The following is a 16,083-nucleotide window of genomic DNA, read 5'->3' as shown; positions in this document are numbered from 1 at the left end:
GCAGTGATGACTGGCGCAGTGCCGAACACCGAGCAACTCGCCCGCGAGTTCACGGACGACTTGCACGAGAGCTATCGCTACCTGGCCCGCAAGATCCAGTACCGCGCCAAGGCGTTCATCGAGATGGTGGCGCTTCATGGAGGCGTCGGAGCTGCCCGGATCCTGCTTGGCGGCCCTCAGACCCACGACGGGTTCATCCGGTTGTGGGAAGCGGGCGAGCTCAGTCATAGCGTTGAAGCGTGTGTCCTTCATCCGAAGTACGCGGTGCTCTTCTCGGAAGACGAGCGGCGTGCGGCCCGCCAGCGCCTTGAAGATCATGACTTTGATGTCGACAAGCACGTTGGATCGCTTCCTGACGGTCGATGAGCATGCACGTCCTGACGAGGGGAGGGGCGCATGGGTTTCATCGATTGGCTCGATGACTACATCGAGCGGGAGCGCTCATCGGCCATTTTCACAACGATCCTCACCCTGCTCGGGCTGGGGGGAATAATCGCGGCGCTGGTCGGTCCGTCGCAGGCTTTCAAGACCACGGCGATCGTTATCGTGCTTTTCGTGATCACCTCTGTCATCCTGCTCGTTATCGCTGACCGGAAGCGTTTGAAGAACAAGTACGATATTCATAAAGAGCTTCTTGCTCGATATTGTGATTTCGTCTTCGACGGTCACGAGGATCCGCTGATCCTGATTCAGGAGTGGAACCAGAAGATCTACGTCCAGAAGAACGGCGACACGCGGGAAGTGTTGACGATCAAGGCAAAAGCGCTCACGCAGAAGGTCTACTTCATCAGGTTTCGCACCGGCAGTCATTGGGATCAGCCGGAGAGGTATCGCAAGCGAGTCAAGTTGAGTGCACGCTACTTGGCGGTCAACAACGCCAGCGGGCCGGAGTGGCATGTGACCAGGTCATGGATATCCGAGCGCAAAATCCAGTCCATCGTCCACTTTCACACGCCGTTGCTCGAAGGGGAAGAGATTACGCTTCGAGTGATTCGAAAATGGCCGGGAAAATGTCGTCCCCTCATGACGAAGAGAATCTCGGACGACTTCACTTTTCGGTTCAGCAAGCGAATGCCGGTCAAGTCGATTGAGTACACGATCGTGTTGCCGGTGGGATATGACGCCCACTTCTCCCCGATCGGTGTCAACGTCGCTGCAGCGAGCCTGTCCATCGCGGACAGTCACGACGACGAAGACCGAAGGACGTTCACGCTCACTGCGCGTGACTTTCCGGTGTCGACGCCGATCGGCATGCGCCTGCAGCTGAAATAGCCTGTGCGGGACATGATCTCGCACAGGCTATTTGCGGTGCAAGCTTACTCGTCGCCTTCTTCGCCGCCCATGGTTCTCGGCTTCTCCTGTCTAAAGGTCGTCGCGTTGCCCTGGATGGCGCCGTGATCATGACTGAAAGTGATCTTGAGTCGCCATCCTGGTGCGACGACTGCCAGAGGTTGTTGGTGCCTGACTATCGTGGCGCGGAAGGTCGCTGTTACGCCTCGTACGCCTCGTGTCTCCGTGACTGTAGTGTCGCGAGAGGTGTGCACTCTACTGTGACACGCCTCGTGTGCAAGCGGAGTCATGGTGGGGTGGCCGATACTTACGTTCTGCAAGCGCTTGCGATGCGCAGAGTTCCGAACTCCTCCAGGTGATCGTTGCGTTGACGTGACCTGCGAGCAACTTTCACCCACTCAGGTGCCGAAAACTTGTCCTGAGAAGTCGGATGCCTCGAAGCTGCAAGGAACTGATTTGTTTCATTAGGCGGATGGCGCTGGCGGTGCGTCCAGCAGTCATGCTTGATTGACGTGACCACTGTCGTCCGAGATTCGTGAATTCGGTTGCGCATCGCTGTCGAGCGACTGCCGCGTGCGATCTGCTGACGAACTCCGGTGCAGGCGAGGTTCGGACGTCGTTGTCCGGTCTGCGGCCGATCCTGGAACGTGCCGCCGTGGTGCCGTACCTTGTCCGAGTTCGTCGGGGACGTTCGGATCCGCCAGCTCTGAAGGACGACCACCTGTGAAGCGCAAGGACAAGGCCGCCAAGCCCGTTCCCACCACGGTGACCCAGGAGCAGATCAAGCTGCTCGCCCTGACGGAGCAGGGCGGTGTGCACCGCGGCGCCACGAGTTGGTACCTGGAGCACCGGCCGGCGAAGCAGTGGGACGCGGACGACCTCGAAATCCTCAGGGCCCGAGAGTGGATCACCTGGGAACAGCGCCTGGACCACGGGATGGCCTCGCCGGTCGACATCACGGCTCAGGGGCGGGCGGCGTTGCGGCACCACCTGCCGGAGTGGGTGCTGGGGCGGAAGGCCATCGCCTCCGAGCCGCCGCGGTTGCCCTCGGTCGAGACGATCAGCGCATTGGACTCGTTGCGGTAGCGCGGTAGAACGGTCCCGAAAGAGATGTCCTGGTCGAATCCAAACGGAGGCGAAGACCGGCCATGTCGAACTTGTTGACCGGCGGCGACTTGCGCGCACGTGACCACCACCGGATTGAGGACGACGCACGGGCGGAGGGGCCCTTGCACGCCGTCACCCTGCCCAACGGTGTGGAGATGCAGGTGGTCACCGTTGGGCTGGAGCTCACCCGTCAGCTGCTCACGGACCAACGGCTCTCCAAGGACAGCGCGAGGCTGCAGTGCGAGATCAAGCGGCAGCTCGCCGCGTTGGGGAGCACGCAGGAGAACCTTGCCGGACTGTTCGGGCCGAGCATGCTCAACAGCGACAACCCGCAGCACGCGCGGCTCAGGGCGCTCGCGGTGAAGGCGTTCAACGGCAGGGCGGTGCAGCAACTCGCGCCCGGCATCGAGGAGATCAGCGCGGAGCTGATCGGCCGGCTTCCCGAGGGTGAGGAGATCGACCTCGTCAGGGAGTTGGCCGTGCCGATGCCCATGCACGTCATCGGCGAGGTGCTCGGGCTGCCGCCGCGGGATCGGGCGCGGGTTCGCGCGTTGATCGAGACGATGATGTCGATGGAACCCGAGGTGTCGCAGCCGGCGAGTGACGAGCTGGGTGGCTACTTCCACGGCCTGCTCACGAGCAACGCGCTGGACCCAGGTTCGCTCTTCGGTTCGTTGGCCAAGGCTGACGAAGAGGGCGACCACCTGAGTCATGACGAACTGATGGCGATGGCTTTCCTTCTCGTCGTCGCGGGCCATGAGACGTCGGCGAGCCTCATCTCGAACGTTGTGCACGACGCGTTGGACAACGGGTGGTGGCACAAGGCGGCTGAGGATCCGAGTCTGGTGCCGCGGCTCGTGGAGGAGACGCTGCGCCACAACTCGCCGGTCCGCAGCGCCACGCACCGCATCACCACCGAGGCGGTTGAGATCGGCGGCGTGGAAGTTCCCGAGGGCACGCTGCTGCTGATCAACCTCGGCGCCGCCGGACGGTGTCCGCGGGCGCACGAGAACGCCGGTGAGTACCGGCTGGACCGCGAGACGACCGGCCACGCCACGTTCGGGCACGGGCCGCACTTCTGCCTCGGTTCGGCGCTGGCCCGTCTGGAGACCGAAACCGTGCTGCGGCAGCTGACGAGCCGGTTTCCGCGTGCCGCCTTCTCGGGCGACGAGCAGCCGGAGATCACGCACAACGACATCATGGCCAGCCTTAAATCGCTACCGGTGGTGCTCAGGCGCTGACACGCTGGTGATCGTGGAGATCATTCAAGGGGGACCAGGCCACGTCGACGTGGCCGCGTTGATCTGGGCTCACGCGGTCGCCGTGAGGGACGGCTACGACGAGGTGCCGTCGCTCGACGCGGCGCGGCCCGGGGTGGAGAGCGCTCTCGCGAACGAGCCCTCGCTGTTGCTGCTTGCTCTGGATGGCGGCCAGGCAGTGGGTTTCCTGGCTGGAGGTCCACAAGGGACGGACACCGCCTACGTCAACTACGTCGGTGTTCATCCCGACGCGTGGGGCAAGGGCGTCGGTGAGGCGTTGTTGCGGGCACTGCCTGAAGCGTTGATCAAGAATGGATACGAGAAGGCGGAGCTGCTGGTCTACGTCGACAACGTCCGGGGCGTGCGGCTCTACGAACGCCTCGGATGGATCAAGGTCGGCGACCCCGCGCCGCATCCGCGCAACGGCCGTGTGGAGCAGCGCTACGCGTTCTCGGCGGCGAGGGGGCCCGAACGCGTTTAGCCGGGGATTAGGGGATCAACCCCAATGCGGCTGACCAGGGCTATCCCAAAGTCCATTTGAGACCTACCTTTTGTTCATGTCAGTGCGCACCTTCGCCGTGGTGGTCGGTCTCGCGTTCTTGCTCGGTGGGGGTGCGATCCTGTTCGTGACGCTGGCCGTCGAGGCGCCGAGCGGGACGCTGGTCCCGTGCGGGAACAGCCTGGGCCTCGGGTTCGACGAGCCCGCGGTCTCCGCGGTCAGTCCGGCCTATGTGGACATCTGCGCCGACCTGAGGCACCGCCGGCTGCTCTGGGGGTTGCCGGTGATCGGGCTGGGCGCACTGCTGCTGATGGGCTCTTTGGTCGGTTCCCGGCGGGCTACTCGCCGGTAAGGTCGCGGCATGACGTGGATGGTCTACGGCGCCAACGGCTACACCGGACGTCTCATCGCCGAGCTCGCGGTCAAGCGCGGGGAGCGGCCGATCCTCGCCGGGCGCTCGCTCGAGAAGGTCGAGCCGATCGCGGCCGCCCTGGGGCTGGACTTCCGGGCGTTCGACCTGGCCCAGGCGCGGGCGCACCTCGAGGACGTCGACGCCGTCGTGCACTGTGCCGGGCCGTTCTCGCAGACGTCCACCGCGATGGTCGACGCGTGCCTGAGGACCCGAACGCACTACCTCGACATCACGGGTGAGATCGACGTCTTCGAGGCCATCGGGGTGAGGGACGTCGACGCGCGCAAGGCGGGCATCGTGCTGTTGCCCGGTGCTGGGTTCGACGTCGTGCCCACGGACTGCGTCGCCGCGATGCTGAAGGACGCCCTGCCGTCCGCCACCCACCTCGACCTGGCGTTCGTCGTCGGGGGAGGGGCGAGCGCCGGGACGACCAAGACGTCCGTCGAGGCCGCGGCCGTGGGCGGGCGGATCCGCGTGAACGGTGACCTGAGGAGCGTCCGCATCGGACATCGCAGGCGCACCGCGTACTTCCGGTCGGGGCCGCGTGAGGTCGGCAGCATCCCGTGGGGCGACGTGAGCACCGCTTACCGGTCAACCGGCATCCCGAACATCACGACGTTCACCACCGTGCCGGGTGTGCTCGGGCAACTGCAGCAGGTGTTCGCGCCCGTGTTGCAGACGTCGCTCGTGCAGACCGTCGCGAAGACCGTCGCCGGCAAGGTGAAAGGCCCTGACGAGCGCAAGCGCGCCAACACCAGGGCCGAGGTGTTCGGCGAGGCGTGGGACGCGCAGACGAAGGTCGAATGCGCGATCACCACCCCGAACGCCTACAGCCTCACTGCGGACTCCGTGCTCCGCGCCATCGCCAAGATCAACGGCGTGACGCCCGGCTCGCACACTCCGTCCAGCGCGTTCGGCGCCGACTTCGTGCGCGAGCTCGACGGCGTCGTCGCGGGCGAGGTCCGCTTCACGTGAGTTAGAGGTTCTAACGTCACGTTTGTCAGACCGTCCAACGTCACTTCTTGAGGTGCTTGGCGACGCTGTCGACGACTCCGCCGACGGCGTCCTTCACCTTCTCCACGCCGTCCTTGACGGCGGCCTTCGCCTGGTCCGCGCGGCCCTCGTTGGCGAGCTGCTGGTCGCCGGTGGCCTCGCCCGCGGTCTCCTTGACCTTGCCGCCGAGGTCCTCCGCCTTGTTGCCGATCTTGTCCGACAGCGACATCGCGTCCTCCTGAGCTCGAATTCGATCTGACGCTAGTTCGATACCCGCCGACCCGCCTTCGTCACGCCACTGTCGGGTGAAAAACGGGTGAGGGTGATCACGGGCGGGAAATCCGGGAACCGCGTGACGTTCCGCGATCGAACGTGTCAGTCAAGCGACCAAGCAAATTTCGGGCGGGGGTGTGCGCATGAGCGTGGCCGAGGCAGCCGCACTCGACGATGCCACGCTGGTGGCACGGTCACGTGACGGCGACATGAGGGCGTATGAGCAGCTCGTGCGTCGTTATCAGGGGCCGATGTACCGGCTGGCGTTGCGCATCGTGGGCAGCAAGGGTGATGCCGAGGACGCGGTGCAGGACGTGTTCCTGACCGCGTGGCGGCGGCTCGGGCAGCTCAACGACGACGGGGCCTTTCTCGGCTGGCTCTACCGCACCACCACCAACCAGTGCCTGAACGTGCTGCGCAAGCGCAAGCCGCACGCCGACACCGAGCTCGACGAGCACGAGTCGCCGGCGCCGCGGACCCGGCCCGACCGCGCGGTGGAGGTGAACGCGCAGCTCGACGCGCTGCAAGCCGCACTGCGCGGCCTCACGCCGGAACAGCGGGCGTGCTGGGTGCTGCGTGAGGTCCACGGCCGGTCCTACGACGAGATCGCCGAGGCGATCGGCACGACCCAGCAGTCGGTGCGCGGCAGGCTCGCGCGGGCACGGGCTCAACTCGCGGAGGTGATGGCGCCGTGGCGGTGACGTCCGAGTCCGACTACGTCCTGCCGTGCGGGCGGGACGTCGAAGAAGTCTGGGAGGCGATCGACCTCTCGGACGAGCACACGCGCTCGTGCCCGCACTGCGCGGCGGTGCGGGAGAGCCTCCTGGTGTTGCGCGAGGCCACGAACGAGATGGCCCGCGAAGAGGTCGAGCCACCGTTCGACCTGGTCAGCCGCGTGATGTCGGCCGTGCGCGCGGACGTGCGGCGGTCCGATGTCGTGCCGTTGCCCGGTGACGGACTGGCTCGGGTGAGCACGCGCGCGGTCGCGGCGGTGCTGCGGTACGCCGCGGACGGCGTCGACGGCGTGCGAGCGCGAGGGTGCCGGGTCGTCGAAGCGCCGGAGTCGACCCTGCCGGACCCGGTGATCGAGGTCGAGCTCAGCATCGCGATCACCGCGGGACAGGTCACGCACCTGGCGTACGACGAGGTGCGGCGCAGGGTGCTGGCGGCGGCCTCCGCACGGATCGGTGTGCGGCTCGCCCGCCTGGACCTCGTCGTGTCGGACGTTCTCGAAGGATGAGCGAGTGATCGAAACAGTCGTGTCCGCTCCGGCGGTGGCGGCGGTCGCGGTGCACGCGGCCGAACAGATCGCCGGGGTGCGTGTGCAGCCGGGAGTGGCAGGCCTCGTGAGTTCTGTGGTGCGCAAGGCGAGGCAGCAGATCAAGGGGCTGCAGCCCGCTCCGGTCGAAGGCGTGCGGGTGCGGTGGTCGGGAGCCGTCGCACTGCTGGAGGTGGACGTGGTGATCTCGGGACAGGACCAGGCCGCGGCCGTGGCTCGTGCCGTGCAACGGTCGGTGCGCGCGCTGGTGCAGGAACTGACCGGCGTCGAGGTGGAGTCGGTGTTCGTCACCATCGTGGACGTCGCATGGTGATCGTGACGGAGTTGTTGAAGGCACTGGAGAAGGTCGACGGGCTGCGGCCGTCGGTGCCCGAGCCCCCGCGCTCGTGGACCTCCTGGGACGTCGACACGCTGGCCGTCGACGTCGAGGACGGACTGGTGTGCGTCCGGGTCGTCGCGACTCGGCTGCCGCTGTCGCTCGTCGAGGCCGGTGAGTCGTTGCGGTCTGTCCTCCTTGGCACGCAATGGGAAGACGCCGTCGTGCGAATCGTGGTGACCGATGTGGACAAACGTGCCCTCGATCACCTGAACGGGTCGTGACGTTTCGGCGAGAGCCGATGTCCTACAGATGTGACCGCTTCGAAGGAAGGAAATGCGATGAGCGTCCAGACTGTGGAGAAGAACAACGCCGTGGCCGGGAAGCTGGTGACGGACAAGGGTTCCACCACCATCGCGGACGTCGTGGTGCAGAAGGTCGCGGGCCTCGCCGCCAAGGAGATCCGCGGCGTGCACGCCCTGGGTGGCGGCGCGACCCGTGCGCTGAGCGCGTTGCGCGACCGCATCCCCGGTGCGACCGCGAGCGCGGGCCAGGGCGTGTCGGTCGAGGTCGGCGAGAAGCAGGCCGCCGTCGACCTGGAACTCGTCGTCGAGTACGGCGTGCCGATCGCGGACCTCGCCAAGTCGGTGCGCACCAACGTGATCACCGCGATCGAGCAGATCACCGGCCTCGAGGTCGTCGAGGTCAACATCAACGTCAACGACGTGCACATCCCGAGCGACAACGAGGGCGAAGAGAAGCCCGAAACCACTCGCGTGCAGTGAAGGGGAACGCCATGAGCACCACCGCACTGGGCCTGCTGACCGGGCTCGCGCTCGGCCTGGCCGCCGCGTTCGGGGGCTTCAGCGCGTTCCTGGTAGTGCTCGTCTTCGGCGCGCTCGGCCTGGTCGCGGGCCGGGTCGCCGAGGGCAAGCTCGACCTCGCGCAGTTGCTCGGCAGGGATCGGGACTGACGATGACGACAACGCTCACCGCGCAGCCGGGTGCTGCCCGAGCAGGTTCGGCTCAGCCAGGTTTGACCACCGTCGCGGACCGCGCGGTGGGCCGCATCGCCGGGCGTGCCGCTCTGGAGGTGCCGGACGTGCTCGACTGCGCCGTCACCGCGAGGGTGACCGGGGGAGTGGCCACCCTCGACGCGCGACTGGACCTGCGCTACCCGGCGCCGGTCGCGTCGACGGCCGCCCGTGTCCGCGCCCACCTGGTGGCGAGGGTCGCCGCGCTCACGGGCCTGCGGGTCTCCGTCGTGGACGTGTCGGTGGGCGTCCTGCGCGCGGAGGCGGTCCCGGTGAGGAGGGTCCAGTGACCCGCCGCTCCCGGCGCGCCTTGACCGCCACGCTCACGGCGCTCGTCCTGCTGGCCGCGTCGGTCCTGGTCGCGGTGACGGCCGTCCAGCTCGCGCTCGGCGAACCCCCGTTCCTGCCCTACGACTCCGTCGTCGGCACGGTGCACGACCTGACGTGGTCGGCGCGGGAGGTGGCCGTGGCGGGCGGGGTCGTCGCGGCCATCGGACTTCTGCTGCTCCTGGCCGCGGTGGTGCCCGGACGGGCGCGCACCGCGACTCTGGACCAGCACACCGCGGTGTCGGTGCGCGGCCTGCGCAACGCCCTGCGGTCCGCGGCTGTCGTCGACGGCGTCGAGTCGGCCGCCGTGAAGGTGCGCCGCCGCCGGGTCCGCGCGGTGGTGCGTACCCGGCGCGCCGTGGTCGACGGTCTCGGCGACGCCGTCCGCACGGCGCTCGAACATCGTGTCGGCGAGTTCGCCCTCGCCCGGCCTCCCCAGGTCGTGGTGCGGGTCAAAGCCCTCAGGAGCACACCGTGAACCGCTTCGTGCTGGGCCTGCTGGGCCTGGTCCTGTTGCTCGCCGGCGCACTCGCGGTCGCCGTCCACCTCGATCTCGTGCCCCAGTTGGATCGGGGCGCCTCCCTGCTGCCCGGTACGGCGCTGCCACCGGCGTGGGTGCTGTGGGTGGTCGCCGCCGCGGCGGTCGTGGTCGCGCTGCTGTGCCTGCGCTGGCTCGCCGCCCAGATCCCGCGCCGCAAGGTCGTGTCCTGGCGCTGGGCAGACGAGGCGGGCGCCACCCGCATCAGCACCGCGACGGCCACCGCGCCGTTCGCCGAAGAGATCACCGCCTACCCCGGTGTGCGCAAGGTCGAGGCCGCGCTGACCGGCCCGCACACCGCTCCACGCCTGGCCCTCGTCGTCCGCGCCTTCGGCGACGCCGATCTGCGGGGGATCCGCCGCCGTATAGACGACGAGGGCCTGCCACGCCTGCGCGAGGCACTCGGCACGCCCGACCTGCAGGCCGTCGTGGAGTTCCGGATGTCGTCCTCGAAGGGCGACGCCCGCGTGCACTGAGCCCACACGGCTTATGCAAAAAACGTTTGCGGACGTCCGCAAACGTGTCATTGCAAAGGTGAAATCGCAGGTGAAACCCGTATTTGAAACGACGAAGCGGGCCGTCCCGGTGGGGCGGCCCGCTTGGCGTTAGAGGGTCTAACGAGGTGCGAGCAGGCTCGTGATCTCCTGGGACGCCGACACCGTCAGCAGGTGCTGGAGGCTCTCCGGGAGGTCCTCGCCGCGCTTCTGCTTCGCCTGCGCGAAGAGTCGGCCGGCGCGGTAGGAGGAGCGGACGAGCGGGCCCGCCATGACACCGAGGAAGCCGATCTTCTCGGCCGTCTCCTTGTGCTGGACGAACTCCTCGGGCTTCACCCAGCGCTCGACCGGGTGGTGCCGCGGCGACGGGCGCAGGTACTGCGTGATGGTGATGAGGTCGCAACCCGCGTCGTGCAGATCGCTGAGCGCTTCGGTGACCTCCTCGGGGGTCTCGCCCATGCCGAGGATCAGGTTCGACTTGGTGACCAGGCCGAACTCGCGGGCCTTGGTGATCACCTCGAGGGAACGCTCGTAGCGGAACGCCGGGCGGATGCGCTTGAAGATCCGCGGGACGGTCTCCAGGTTGTGCGCGAGCACCTCGGGCCGCGACTCGAAGACCTCGGCCAGCTGCTCAGGGACCGCGTTGAAGTCCGGGATCAGCAGCTCGACGCCCGTGCCGGGGTTCATCTCGTGAATCTGGCGGACCGTCTCGGCGTACAGCCACGCGCCGCCGTCCTCCAGGTCGTCACGGGCGACGCCGGTGACGGTGGAGTAGCGCAGGCCCATCGCCTGGACCGACTCGGCGACGCGGCGGGGTTCGTCGCGGTCGAGGTCGGCGGGCTTGCCCGTGTCGATCTGGCAGAAGTCGCAGCGCCTGGTGCACTGCTCGCCGCCGATCAGGAACGTGGCCTCGCGGTCTTCCCAGCACTCGTAGATGTTGGGACAGCCGGCCTCTTCGCAGACCGTGTGGAGGCCTTCGCGTTTGACCAGACCCTTGAGCTCCCGGTATTCGGGGCCCATCTTCGCCCGCGTCTTGATCCACGGGGGCTTCTTCTCGATCGGCGTCTCGCTGTTGCGGACCTCGAGCCGCAGCAGCTTCCGACCCTCAGGTACCACAGTCACGTCATCACCCTACGCTGCGCACTCAAGTGTCCGGGGTCACGCACTCCCTGGTCAGGCTAAGTGCGGAGACCGGGCTTCTGGTGGAGCGCCCGTTGTTCACGATCTGTTGTTGACGCAGGTCACGTCGAACATGAACAACACGTCAGGGCTGAAGATGTTCCCGGCCCGGAGGTGACGACCGGGCCGGCCGGCGTCTTCCGGGTGAGGGCGCCGGCACCCCTACGGAAGATCTGGAGCGATTCCGGTCAGCTTGATCGTGAGCTCCCAGAGGCGGTTCGCGGCGAGGTCGTCCCGGGCGGCGGCGGTCATGCGGGCGACGGTGGGGTAACCGCGGGCGCCGTTGAAACTGTCCGGGCCGTAGTACTCGCCTCCGCGTGCTTCGGGTGACGTCGCCGCGTAGAGCTGCGGCAGCGCGCCCATCTCGACGGACTGCGAGAACAGGTGGCTGATCCTGCCGCCGACCCTCATGACCACGGACTTGTGCGCGTCGGCCATGTTGTTGGTGAGCTCGGTGGCGGTCATGCCGGGGTGTGCCGCGATGGACGTCACGTCCGGTGAACGACGCTCCAGCTCACGAGCGAACAGGATGTTGGCGAGCTTCGACTGCCCGTAGGAGCCCTGGAGGCTGTACGGGCGGCGCTCCCAGTTCGGGTCCTCGAAGTCGATCCGCCCGGCCCGGTGCATCAGCGACGAGACAGTCACGACGCGGGCGCCGGGGCGTTGCTTCAGCGCGGGCAGCAACAGCCAGGTCAGCGCGGCGTGGCCGAGGTGGTTGGTGCCGAACTGTCGCTCGAAGCCGTCGGCGGTCCGGCCGTTCGGGACGGCCATGATGCCCGCGTTGTTGACGAGGACGTCGAGCGCCTCGACCTTCTCCGCCGCCGTGCGCACGGAACCGAGGTCGGCGAGGTCGAGTTCCAGGACCTCGGCGGAACCCTGGACCTTCCGTCGCGCGGTCTCCCCGCGCTGGACCGAGCGACACCCCATGATCACGTGGGCGCCCCTGGCCGCGAGCACCTGGGTGGTGCGCAGACCCAGGCCGGAGTTCGCACCGGTCACGAGGACTGTGCGGCCGGTCTGGTCGGGGATGTCGGCTTCGGTCCAACGACTCATGGAGTCATTCCTACCGTCCGGTAACTGCTGAGCGAAAGGTGTGCGTCCAGTACGGCTCGCAACACCGGCTCGTCGGCGGCCAGTTCCGCGATGACGCGGTCCTCGTCCACGTGTCCGTTCAGCCCGGCGTTCTCCATCCGGGCGGTCAGCTTGTTCTGCCAGCGGTGGTCGAGTGCCAGCAGCAGTTCGTGCAGTGAGCCGAAGACGTCCGGATCCACGATCAACGGCGCGGACGGGTCCCGGCGGGCGTCGCTCAGGACGGCGTCGAGCGCGTCACGGCGGCGGTAGTGGTCTGTCCAGCCCATGTCTCGTACCCCCGGTTTCTCGCATACCCTCGGTATGACACGACCATACCACCGGTACGTACTGCCGGTATGTGAGATACGTTTCGTGCGTGCGAACACGACGCGCCGAGTACTCGGAGTCGACCAGGCAGGCGCTCGTCGACAGCGCCGTCGACCTGTTCACCAAACGCGGCTACGCCGGCACCTCGCTCGACGAGGTCGTCAAACGCGCTCGCGTGACCAAAGGCGCGCTCTACCACCACTTCAGCGGCAAGCAGGCGCTGTTCGAAGCGGCCTTCACCCAGGTCGAGACGCGGTCGATCGCGTCGCTGACCGCGCTGATCACGGCGGACGGTGACGCGTGGGAGACCGCCGTGGCCGGTCTGCGCGCGTACGTCCGCAAGTGCCTGGAGCCCGAATACCAGCGGATCATCGTCCACGAGGCGCCGGTCGTGATGGGCTGGGAACGCTGGCGTGAGGCGGAGGAGCACTTCAGCTTCGGTCTGCTCCGCACGGCTGTGCAGTTGCTCGTCGACGCCGGCGAGATCGAGGAGGCGCCGGTCGAGATCATGGCCCGGCTGCTGTTCGGAGCACTGTCCGCGGGCGCCAGCACCATCGCGAGCTCGTCCGATCCGAAGCGCACCGGGCGTGAGGTCGAACGCGCGATCCTGCGTGTTCTGGAGGGATTGCGCAAGAAGTAGTCGAGTTCGGCCCTAGCGGCCGAGCGGAACGTCGATCACCACGCGGACAACGAGGTGGTCAGCATCATGATCGAACCTGTCAACACGCGCCTGGGACTCGACGGCAAGATCGCAGTGGTCACGTCGGGAACGCACGGGCTCGGCCTCGCCATCGCGAGCAAGCTCTGCGACAACGGCGCCCACGTCATCCTCACGACCTCCGACGAAGACAACGTCGACCTGGAGCGCGCGAAGCTCGTCCTGGCCGGCAAGCCCGGCTCGGTGAGCGTCACCCAGCTCAACATCCAGGACGAGCACTCGGTGCGGCTCCTGCTCGACCGGGTCAAGGAAGAACGCGGCCAGCTGGACGTGTTCGTCCACCACGCCGTGTCGCCGGACCTCACGCCGTTGCTCAACATCGTGGAGCCGCTCGCCAAGGCGCTCGTCGACGGCGGCCGCGTGGTCGTCGCGGGTTACACGGTGACACCGGTGCACGGCGTGATCCGCACACTGGCGCTGGAAATGGCTTGGTACAAGGTGGCTGTGAACGCCGTCGTCACCACCGTCGTCGACAACGGCCCCATGAACATCGACCCGGACCTGGTCGACCGGCTCGCGATCAAGAGCCCGTCCGGTCGCGTCACCCTGCCCCAGGACATCGCGAACGCGGTTTCGTTGCTCTGCACCGACGAAGCCGCGTGGATCCAGGGTCAGGTGATCACCGTCGACGGCGGTCTCGAACTGCTGGAGCGCTGGGGCGAGACGCGCTGAACGCGCCCTCGATGATCGGCTCTGTCGGTTGTTCGTACCCTGCCGCACGGACCGAATCGCTTGTACCGTTTTCTGCTCGTGCAGTCCTGGAGCCGTCCCGGTCGCCGATTCGGTCCTTGAGCAATCTGTGAGCGCGCGGTGACCCCAAGTCATCCGCCGATTACCCTCATTAATTGCTCCTAGCGCATTTGGAGTAACGCTCGCCGGAGCCGGACTCAATGCTTGTCCTGCATGGTCACCGAGTGTAAGACTCGAAATGGTGACCTGGGGGCAAGCAAGGGGGTCGGATGATCAGAGTGCTACTAGCCGAGGACGTGCAAATGGTCCGCGGTGCTTTGGTCGCCTTGTTGAATCTCGAACCAGATATTGAGGTCGTCGCGTCCGTCGCAACGGGCGATGAAATCATCTCCGCAGTGGAGAAGAACAAACCGGACGTAGCGGTGCTCGACATCGACCTGCCCGGTATGGACGGCCTTTCCGCCGCCACCGTCATCCACGACACCGCACCGGAGACGCGCACTCTCATTCTCACGAGTCTCGGGCGGCCGGGCACACTGCGCCGCGCGCTGAACGCACGCGTCAACGGGTTCATCCTCAAGGATGCTCCGGTTGGAGAACTCGCGGACGCCATTCGCGGCGTCTCAATTGGTCGCCGCGTGATCGACTCGCAGCTCGCGCTTTCCGCGTGGGACACCGACGAGTGCCCGCTGACTCCTCGGGAACTGGAAGTGCTGCGGCTCGCTTCGGACGGCGCGGACGCGATGGAGATCGCCACGACGCTGTTCCTGTCGGTCGGCACGGTTCGCAACTACCTGACGGCGGCGACGGCCAAGCTCGATGCCCGCAACCGGGTCGACGCGGTCCGCATCGCCCGCAAGTCCGGCTGGTTCTGAGTCGTCACCTGGCGATCTGGCGGGCGGTCCGGGCGCGGCGATCCTGATCTTCACCTGGCCCTTGCAATGACTCTTTTGACGACGAAGTCCAACGAGTCATTGCTAAGGGCCAGGTGGGCTGGGGTGCGCGAAGATCGGGTTCGGGGTGAGCGGCGCGGCAGGGGTGCCGCGTGGAAGTTCACCAGAAGGCGAACTGGCGGCAATATATTGGTTGGGCGGTGGCTGCCGGCTCGAAGGGTTAGGGCTTTGGGGCGGCCGGGATGGCGGCGTGCACGTGGAACGAGCCGTCGCCGATGTGGCGGGCCGTGAAGGTGCCGCCGACCGCCTTGATGCGTTCGGCCTGGTTGCGGACGCCGTTGCAGTCGGCTGAGGTCGTGCGGTCGGCGGCGCCGTCGTTTATGACGTCGAGCAGGATCGTGGCACCGCGCTGGTGCACGCCGATGGTGCAGGTGCTGGCGTCGCTGTGGCGCAGGACGTTCGTGACGGCCTCGCACAGGACCGCGGCCAGGACGGTCTCCACCGGCTCCGGGAGCGGGTCGTGGGCCAGTTCCACGCGGACGTCGATGTTCGAGGCTGCCAGCATCGCCTTGGCCGAGTCCGAGGTGTCCGCGAGGGACAGCGGGCGGTAGGCGCGGGCCAGGGAGCGCACGTCGGCCAGGGCGTGGTGGGTGATGTCCAATATATCGGCGATGTGTTCCTGCATGAACTCCCAGCCGTGGTCCGGGCGGTCGGCGACGATCCGGTGGGCCAGTTCGCTCTTGAGCTTGATGGCGCTGAGGCTGTAGCCGAGCAGGTCGTGCAGGTCGCGGGCCACGCGGACGCGTTCGGCGGTCACGGCGGCGGTCGTGATGACCACGGTGTCGGCCAGGGGCTGCGGGGCCGGCTCGGGGGTGGGTGGCGGGGCCGGTGAGGGCCAGTCGCGGTGGGTGGCGAAGCCCGTGGCCAGGCCCGCGAGCAGCAGTGCGATGGCCGCGGTGGCCATCATCGCCTCGCCGTGGACGGTCTGGGCGAGGCCGGTCGAGACCACGGTCGCGACGAAGATCGACCAGCCGAAGACTGGGCGCAGGATCAGCAGCGCGTTGCCGGCTACGAGGCCCGCGACGCCCGTCCAGGAATAGCCGAAGAGGGCGTACGGCAGGACCAGCAGTGCCGCTTGGGCTGCCAGTGCGAGGTGCCGTTGGAGTGCGGACAGCGGCCTGAAATACGACACTTGCAGCAGGACAAGTACCGCTAAATCAATGACCGACACCGCCAATTCGGTGATCTCGCCGGCGAGAAGCACCGCGCGGGTCAGGTCGGTCAGGCACACAGCGGCGAAGACCGCCACGATGATCGCGCGGTATCTCGGTATCGCTGGCGTTGCATTCACGTGCCCCCCAAGAGCTAACAGCTCCAGAGCAAAG

Annotated in this window: 24 protein-coding genes; 19 read left to right on the top strand and 5 right to left on the bottom strand. The window is 67.2% G+C overall.

Annotated elements, in window-relative coordinates:
* Window positions 1–6 precede the first annotated feature (6 nt).
* The 7 genes from PV646_RS41960 to PV646_RS41930 all read left to right on the top strand — a co-directional run bounded on the left by PV646_RS41960 (window position 7) and on the right by PV646_RS41930 (window position 5,542).
* Complete coding sequence (locus tag PV646_RS41960; protein ID WP_500348440.1) at window positions 7–366, top strand: hypothetical protein; 360 nt, start codon at window positions 7–9, stop codon at window positions 364–366.
* 30 nt (window positions 367–396) lie between these two features.
* Entirely contained in the window at window positions 397–1,272 is an 876-nt protein-coding gene (locus PV646_RS41955; RefSeq protein ID WP_500348439.1) for a hypothetical protein, read from the top strand.
* 741 nt (window positions 1,273–2,013) lie between these two features.
* Complete coding sequence (locus PV646_RS41950) at window positions 2,014–2,376, top strand: hypothetical protein (protein ID WP_500348438.1); 363 nt, start codon at window positions 2,014–2,016, stop codon at window positions 2,374–2,376.
* A gap of 62 nt (window positions 2,377–2,438) precedes the next feature.
* Window positions 2,439–3,638, top strand: coding sequence for a cytochrome P450 (locus PV646_RS41945; protein WP_500348437.1), 1,200 nt, complete (start codon window positions 2,439–2,441; stop codon window positions 3,636–3,638).
* A 13-nt stretch (window positions 3,639–3,651) separates the two neighbouring features.
* Window positions 3,652–4,137 (top strand): GNAT family N-acetyltransferase, encoded by a 486-nt coding sequence (locus PV646_RS41940; RefSeq protein WP_500348435.1) that lies wholly within the window; start codon window positions 3,652–3,654, stop codon window positions 4,135–4,137.
* Between the two features lie 76 nt (window positions 4,138–4,213).
* On the top strand, window positions 4,214–4,507 hold the full coding sequence (locus tag PV646_RS41935; RefSeq protein ID WP_500348433.1) for a hypothetical protein: 294 nt from the start codon (window positions 4,214–4,216) through the stop codon (window positions 4,505–4,507).
* 9 nt (window positions 4,508–4,516) lie between these two features.
* Window positions 4,517–5,542, top strand: coding sequence for a saccharopine dehydrogenase family protein (locus tag PV646_RS41930; protein ID WP_500348432.1), 1,026 nt, complete (start codon window positions 4,517–4,519; stop codon window positions 5,540–5,542).
* 40 nt (window positions 5,543–5,582) lie between these two features.
* Here PV646_RS41930 and PV646_RS41925 read toward each other — a convergent pair whose 3' ends face one another.
* Window positions 5,583–5,789, bottom strand: coding sequence for a CsbD family protein (locus PV646_RS41925; protein ID WP_089922531.1), 207 nt, complete (start codon window positions 5,787–5,789; stop codon window positions 5,583–5,585).
* A gap of 187 nt (window positions 5,790–5,976) precedes the next feature.
* Here PV646_RS41925 and PV646_RS41920 point away from each other — a divergent pair, with 187 nt between their 5' ends.
* Genes PV646_RS41920 through PV646_RS41880 form a run of 9 tightly spaced genes read left to right on the top strand, consistent with a single transcriptional unit; the run spans window position 5,977 to window position 9,802 of the window.
* A complete protein-coding gene (locus PV646_RS41920; RefSeq protein WP_394621887.1) occupies window positions 5,977–6,534 on the top strand; it encodes an RNA polymerase sigma factor in 558 nt (185 codons plus the stop codon).
* Window positions 6,525–7,073, top strand: a complete 549-nt coding sequence (locus PV646_RS41915) for a hypothetical protein (RefSeq protein WP_500348429.1) — start codon at window positions 6,525–6,527, stop codon at window positions 7,071–7,073. The genes PV646_RS41920 and PV646_RS41915 overlap by 10 nt, the downstream gene beginning before the upstream one ends.
* 4 nt (window positions 7,074–7,077) lie before the next feature.
* Window positions 7,078–7,425, top strand: coding sequence for an Asp23/Gls24 family envelope stress response protein (locus PV646_RS41910; RefSeq protein WP_500348427.1), 348 nt, complete (start codon window positions 7,078–7,080; stop codon window positions 7,423–7,425).
* Window positions 7,419–7,712, top strand: a complete 294-nt coding sequence (locus tag PV646_RS41905; RefSeq protein ID WP_500348426.1) for a hypothetical protein — start codon at window positions 7,419–7,421, stop codon at window positions 7,710–7,712. The genes PV646_RS41910 and PV646_RS41905 overlap by 7 nt, the downstream gene beginning before the upstream one ends.
* 57 nt (window positions 7,713–7,769) lie before the next feature.
* Window positions 7,770–8,213: an Asp23/Gls24 family envelope stress response protein gene (locus PV646_RS41900; RefSeq protein ID WP_500348425.1), complete on the top strand. Its 444-nt coding sequence runs from the start codon at window positions 7,770–7,772 to the stop codon at window positions 8,211–8,213.
* Between the two features lie 11 nt (window positions 8,214–8,224).
* A complete protein-coding gene (locus PV646_RS41895) occupies window positions 8,225–8,401 on the top strand; it encodes a hypothetical protein (RefSeq protein ID WP_402916527.1) in 177 nt (58 codons plus the stop codon).
* 2 nt (window positions 8,402–8,403) lie between these two features.
* Window positions 8,404–8,751, top strand: a complete 348-nt coding sequence (locus PV646_RS41890) for an Asp23/Gls24 family envelope stress response protein (RefSeq protein ID WP_500348423.1) — start codon at window positions 8,404–8,406, stop codon at window positions 8,749–8,751.
* Window positions 8,748–9,266 carry a DUF6286 domain-containing protein gene (locus tag PV646_RS41885; protein WP_500348421.1) on the top strand — a complete coding sequence of 173 codons (519 nt, stop codon included), beginning with the start codon at window positions 8,748–8,750 and terminating at the stop codon, window positions 9,264–9,266. The genes PV646_RS41890 and PV646_RS41885 overlap by 4 nt, the downstream gene beginning before the upstream one ends.
* Complete coding sequence (locus PV646_RS41880; RefSeq protein WP_500348420.1) at window positions 9,263–9,802, top strand: hypothetical protein; 540 nt, start codon at window positions 9,263–9,265, stop codon at window positions 9,800–9,802. The genes PV646_RS41885 and PV646_RS41880 overlap by 4 nt, the downstream gene beginning before the upstream one ends.
* A 138-nt stretch (window positions 9,803–9,940) precedes the next feature.
* On the opposite strand, the gene lipA is transcribed toward PV646_RS41880, so the two are convergent.
* The 3 genes from lipA to PV646_RS41865 all read right to left on the bottom strand — a co-directional run bounded on the left by lipA (window position 9,941) and on the right by PV646_RS41865 (window position 12,357).
* The gene (lipA, locus tag PV646_RS41875) at window positions 9,941–10,942 is read right to left on the bottom strand and encodes a lipoyl synthase (RefSeq protein ID WP_500348418.1); all 1,002 of its coding nucleotides are present in this window, start codon (window positions 10,940–10,942) and stop codon (window positions 9,941–9,943) included.
* A 219-nt stretch (window positions 10,943–11,161) separates the two neighbouring features.
* Window positions 11,162–12,052, bottom strand: a complete 891-nt coding sequence (locus PV646_RS41870) for an oxidoreductase (protein WP_500348416.1) — start codon at window positions 12,050–12,052, stop codon at window positions 11,162–11,164.
* On the bottom strand, window positions 12,049–12,357 hold the full coding sequence (locus PV646_RS41865; protein ID WP_500348414.1) for a hypothetical protein: 309 nt from the start codon (window positions 12,355–12,357) through the stop codon (window positions 12,049–12,051). Before PV646_RS41865 ends, PV646_RS41870 begins: the two co-directional genes overlap by 4 nt.
* An 89-nt stretch (window positions 12,358–12,446) precedes the next feature.
* On the opposite strand from PV646_RS41865, the gene PV646_RS41860 reads away from it, so the two are divergent.
* From PV646_RS41860 to PV646_RS41850, 3 genes are all read left to right on the top strand, one after another.
* Window positions 12,447–13,037, top strand: coding sequence for a TetR/AcrR family transcriptional regulator (locus tag PV646_RS41860; RefSeq protein WP_500348412.1), 591 nt, complete (start codon window positions 12,447–12,449; stop codon window positions 13,035–13,037).
* A gap of 66 nt (window positions 13,038–13,103) precedes the next feature.
* Window positions 13,104–13,787, top strand: coding sequence for an SDR family NAD(P)-dependent oxidoreductase (locus tag PV646_RS41855; protein WP_500348410.1), 684 nt, complete (start codon window positions 13,104–13,106; stop codon window positions 13,785–13,787).
* A gap of 287 nt (window positions 13,788–14,074) precedes the next feature.
* Entirely contained in the window at window positions 14,075–14,680 is a 606-nt protein-coding gene (locus PV646_RS41850) for a response regulator transcription factor (RefSeq protein WP_030474540.1), read from the top strand.
* 238 nt (window positions 14,681–14,918) lie between these two features.
* Here the strand turns inward: PV646_RS41850 and PV646_RS41845 are convergent, their stop codons facing one another.
* Window positions 14,919–16,049: a sensor histidine kinase gene (locus PV646_RS41845; protein WP_500348409.1), complete on the bottom strand. Its 1,131-nt coding sequence runs from the start codon at window positions 16,047–16,049 to the stop codon at window positions 14,919–14,921.
* Between the last annotated feature and the right edge of the window lie 34 nt (window positions 16,050–16,083).

It is taken from the genome of Streptomyces sp. ID05-26A, assembly GCF_033794685.1.
GTDB lineage: Bacteria > Actinomycetota > Actinomycetes > Mycobacteriales > Pseudonocardiaceae > Lentzea.
This window is presented reverse-complemented; position numbering and strand designations above follow the sequence as displayed.

What these genes read in the sequence shown, in the direction of transcription:
- PV646_RS41960 (WP_500348440.1), top strand. Translation starts at nt 7, where the DNA reads ATGACTGGCGCAGTGCCGAACACCGAGCAACTCGCCCGCGAGTTCACG.
- PV646_RS41955 (WP_500348439.1), top strand. Translation starts at nt 397, where the DNA reads ATGGGTTTCATCGATTGGCTCGATGACTACATCGAGCGGGAGCGCTCA.
- PV646_RS41945 (WP_500348437.1), top strand. Translation starts at nt 2,439, where the DNA reads ATGTCGAACTTGTTGACCGGCGGCGACTTGCGCGCACGTGACCACCAC.
- PV646_RS41935 (WP_500348433.1), top strand. Translation starts at nt 4,214, where the DNA reads ATGTCAGTGCGCACCTTCGCCGTGGTGGTCGGTCTCGCGTTCTTGCTC.
- PV646_RS41930 (WP_500348432.1), top strand. Translation starts at nt 4,517, where the DNA reads ATGACGTGGATGGTCTACGGCGCCAACGGCTACACCGGACGTCTCATC.
- PV646_RS41925 (WP_089922531.1), bottom strand. Translation starts at nt 5,789, where the DNA reads ATGTCGCTGTCGGACAAGATCGGCAACAAGGCGGAGGACCTCGGCGGC.
- PV646_RS41920 (WP_394621887.1), top strand. Translation starts at nt 5,977, where the DNA reads ATGAGCGTGGCCGAGGCAGCCGCACTCGACGATGCCACGCTGGTGGCA.
- PV646_RS41905 (WP_500348426.1), top strand. Translation starts at nt 7,419, where the DNA reads ATGGTGATCGTGACGGAGTTGTTGAAGGCACTGGAGAAGGTCGACGGG.
- PV646_RS41900 (WP_500348425.1), top strand. Translation starts at nt 7,770, where the DNA reads ATGAGCGTCCAGACTGTGGAGAAGAACAACGCCGTGGCCGGGAAGCTG.
- PV646_RS41895 (WP_402916527.1), top strand. Translation starts at nt 8,225, where the DNA reads ATGAGCACCACCGCACTGGGCCTGCTGACCGGGCTCGCGCTCGGCCTG.
- PV646_RS41890 (WP_500348423.1), top strand. Translation starts at nt 8,404, where the DNA reads ATGACGACAACGCTCACCGCGCAGCCGGGTGCTGCCCGAGCAGGTTCG.
- PV646_RS41870 (WP_500348416.1), bottom strand. Translation starts at nt 12,052, where the DNA reads ATGAGTCGTTGGACCGAAGCCGACATCCCCGACCAGACCGGCCGCACA.
- PV646_RS41865 (WP_500348414.1), bottom strand. Translation starts at nt 12,357, where the DNA reads ATGGGCTGGACAGACCACTACCGCCGCCGTGACGCGCTCGACGCCGTC.
- PV646_RS41855 (WP_500348410.1), top strand. Translation starts at nt 13,104, where the DNA reads ATGATCGAACCTGTCAACACGCGCCTGGGACTCGACGGCAAGATCGCA.
- PV646_RS41850 (WP_030474540.1), top strand. Translation starts at nt 14,075, where the DNA reads ATGATCAGAGTGCTACTAGCCGAGGACGTGCAAATGGTCCGCGGTGCT.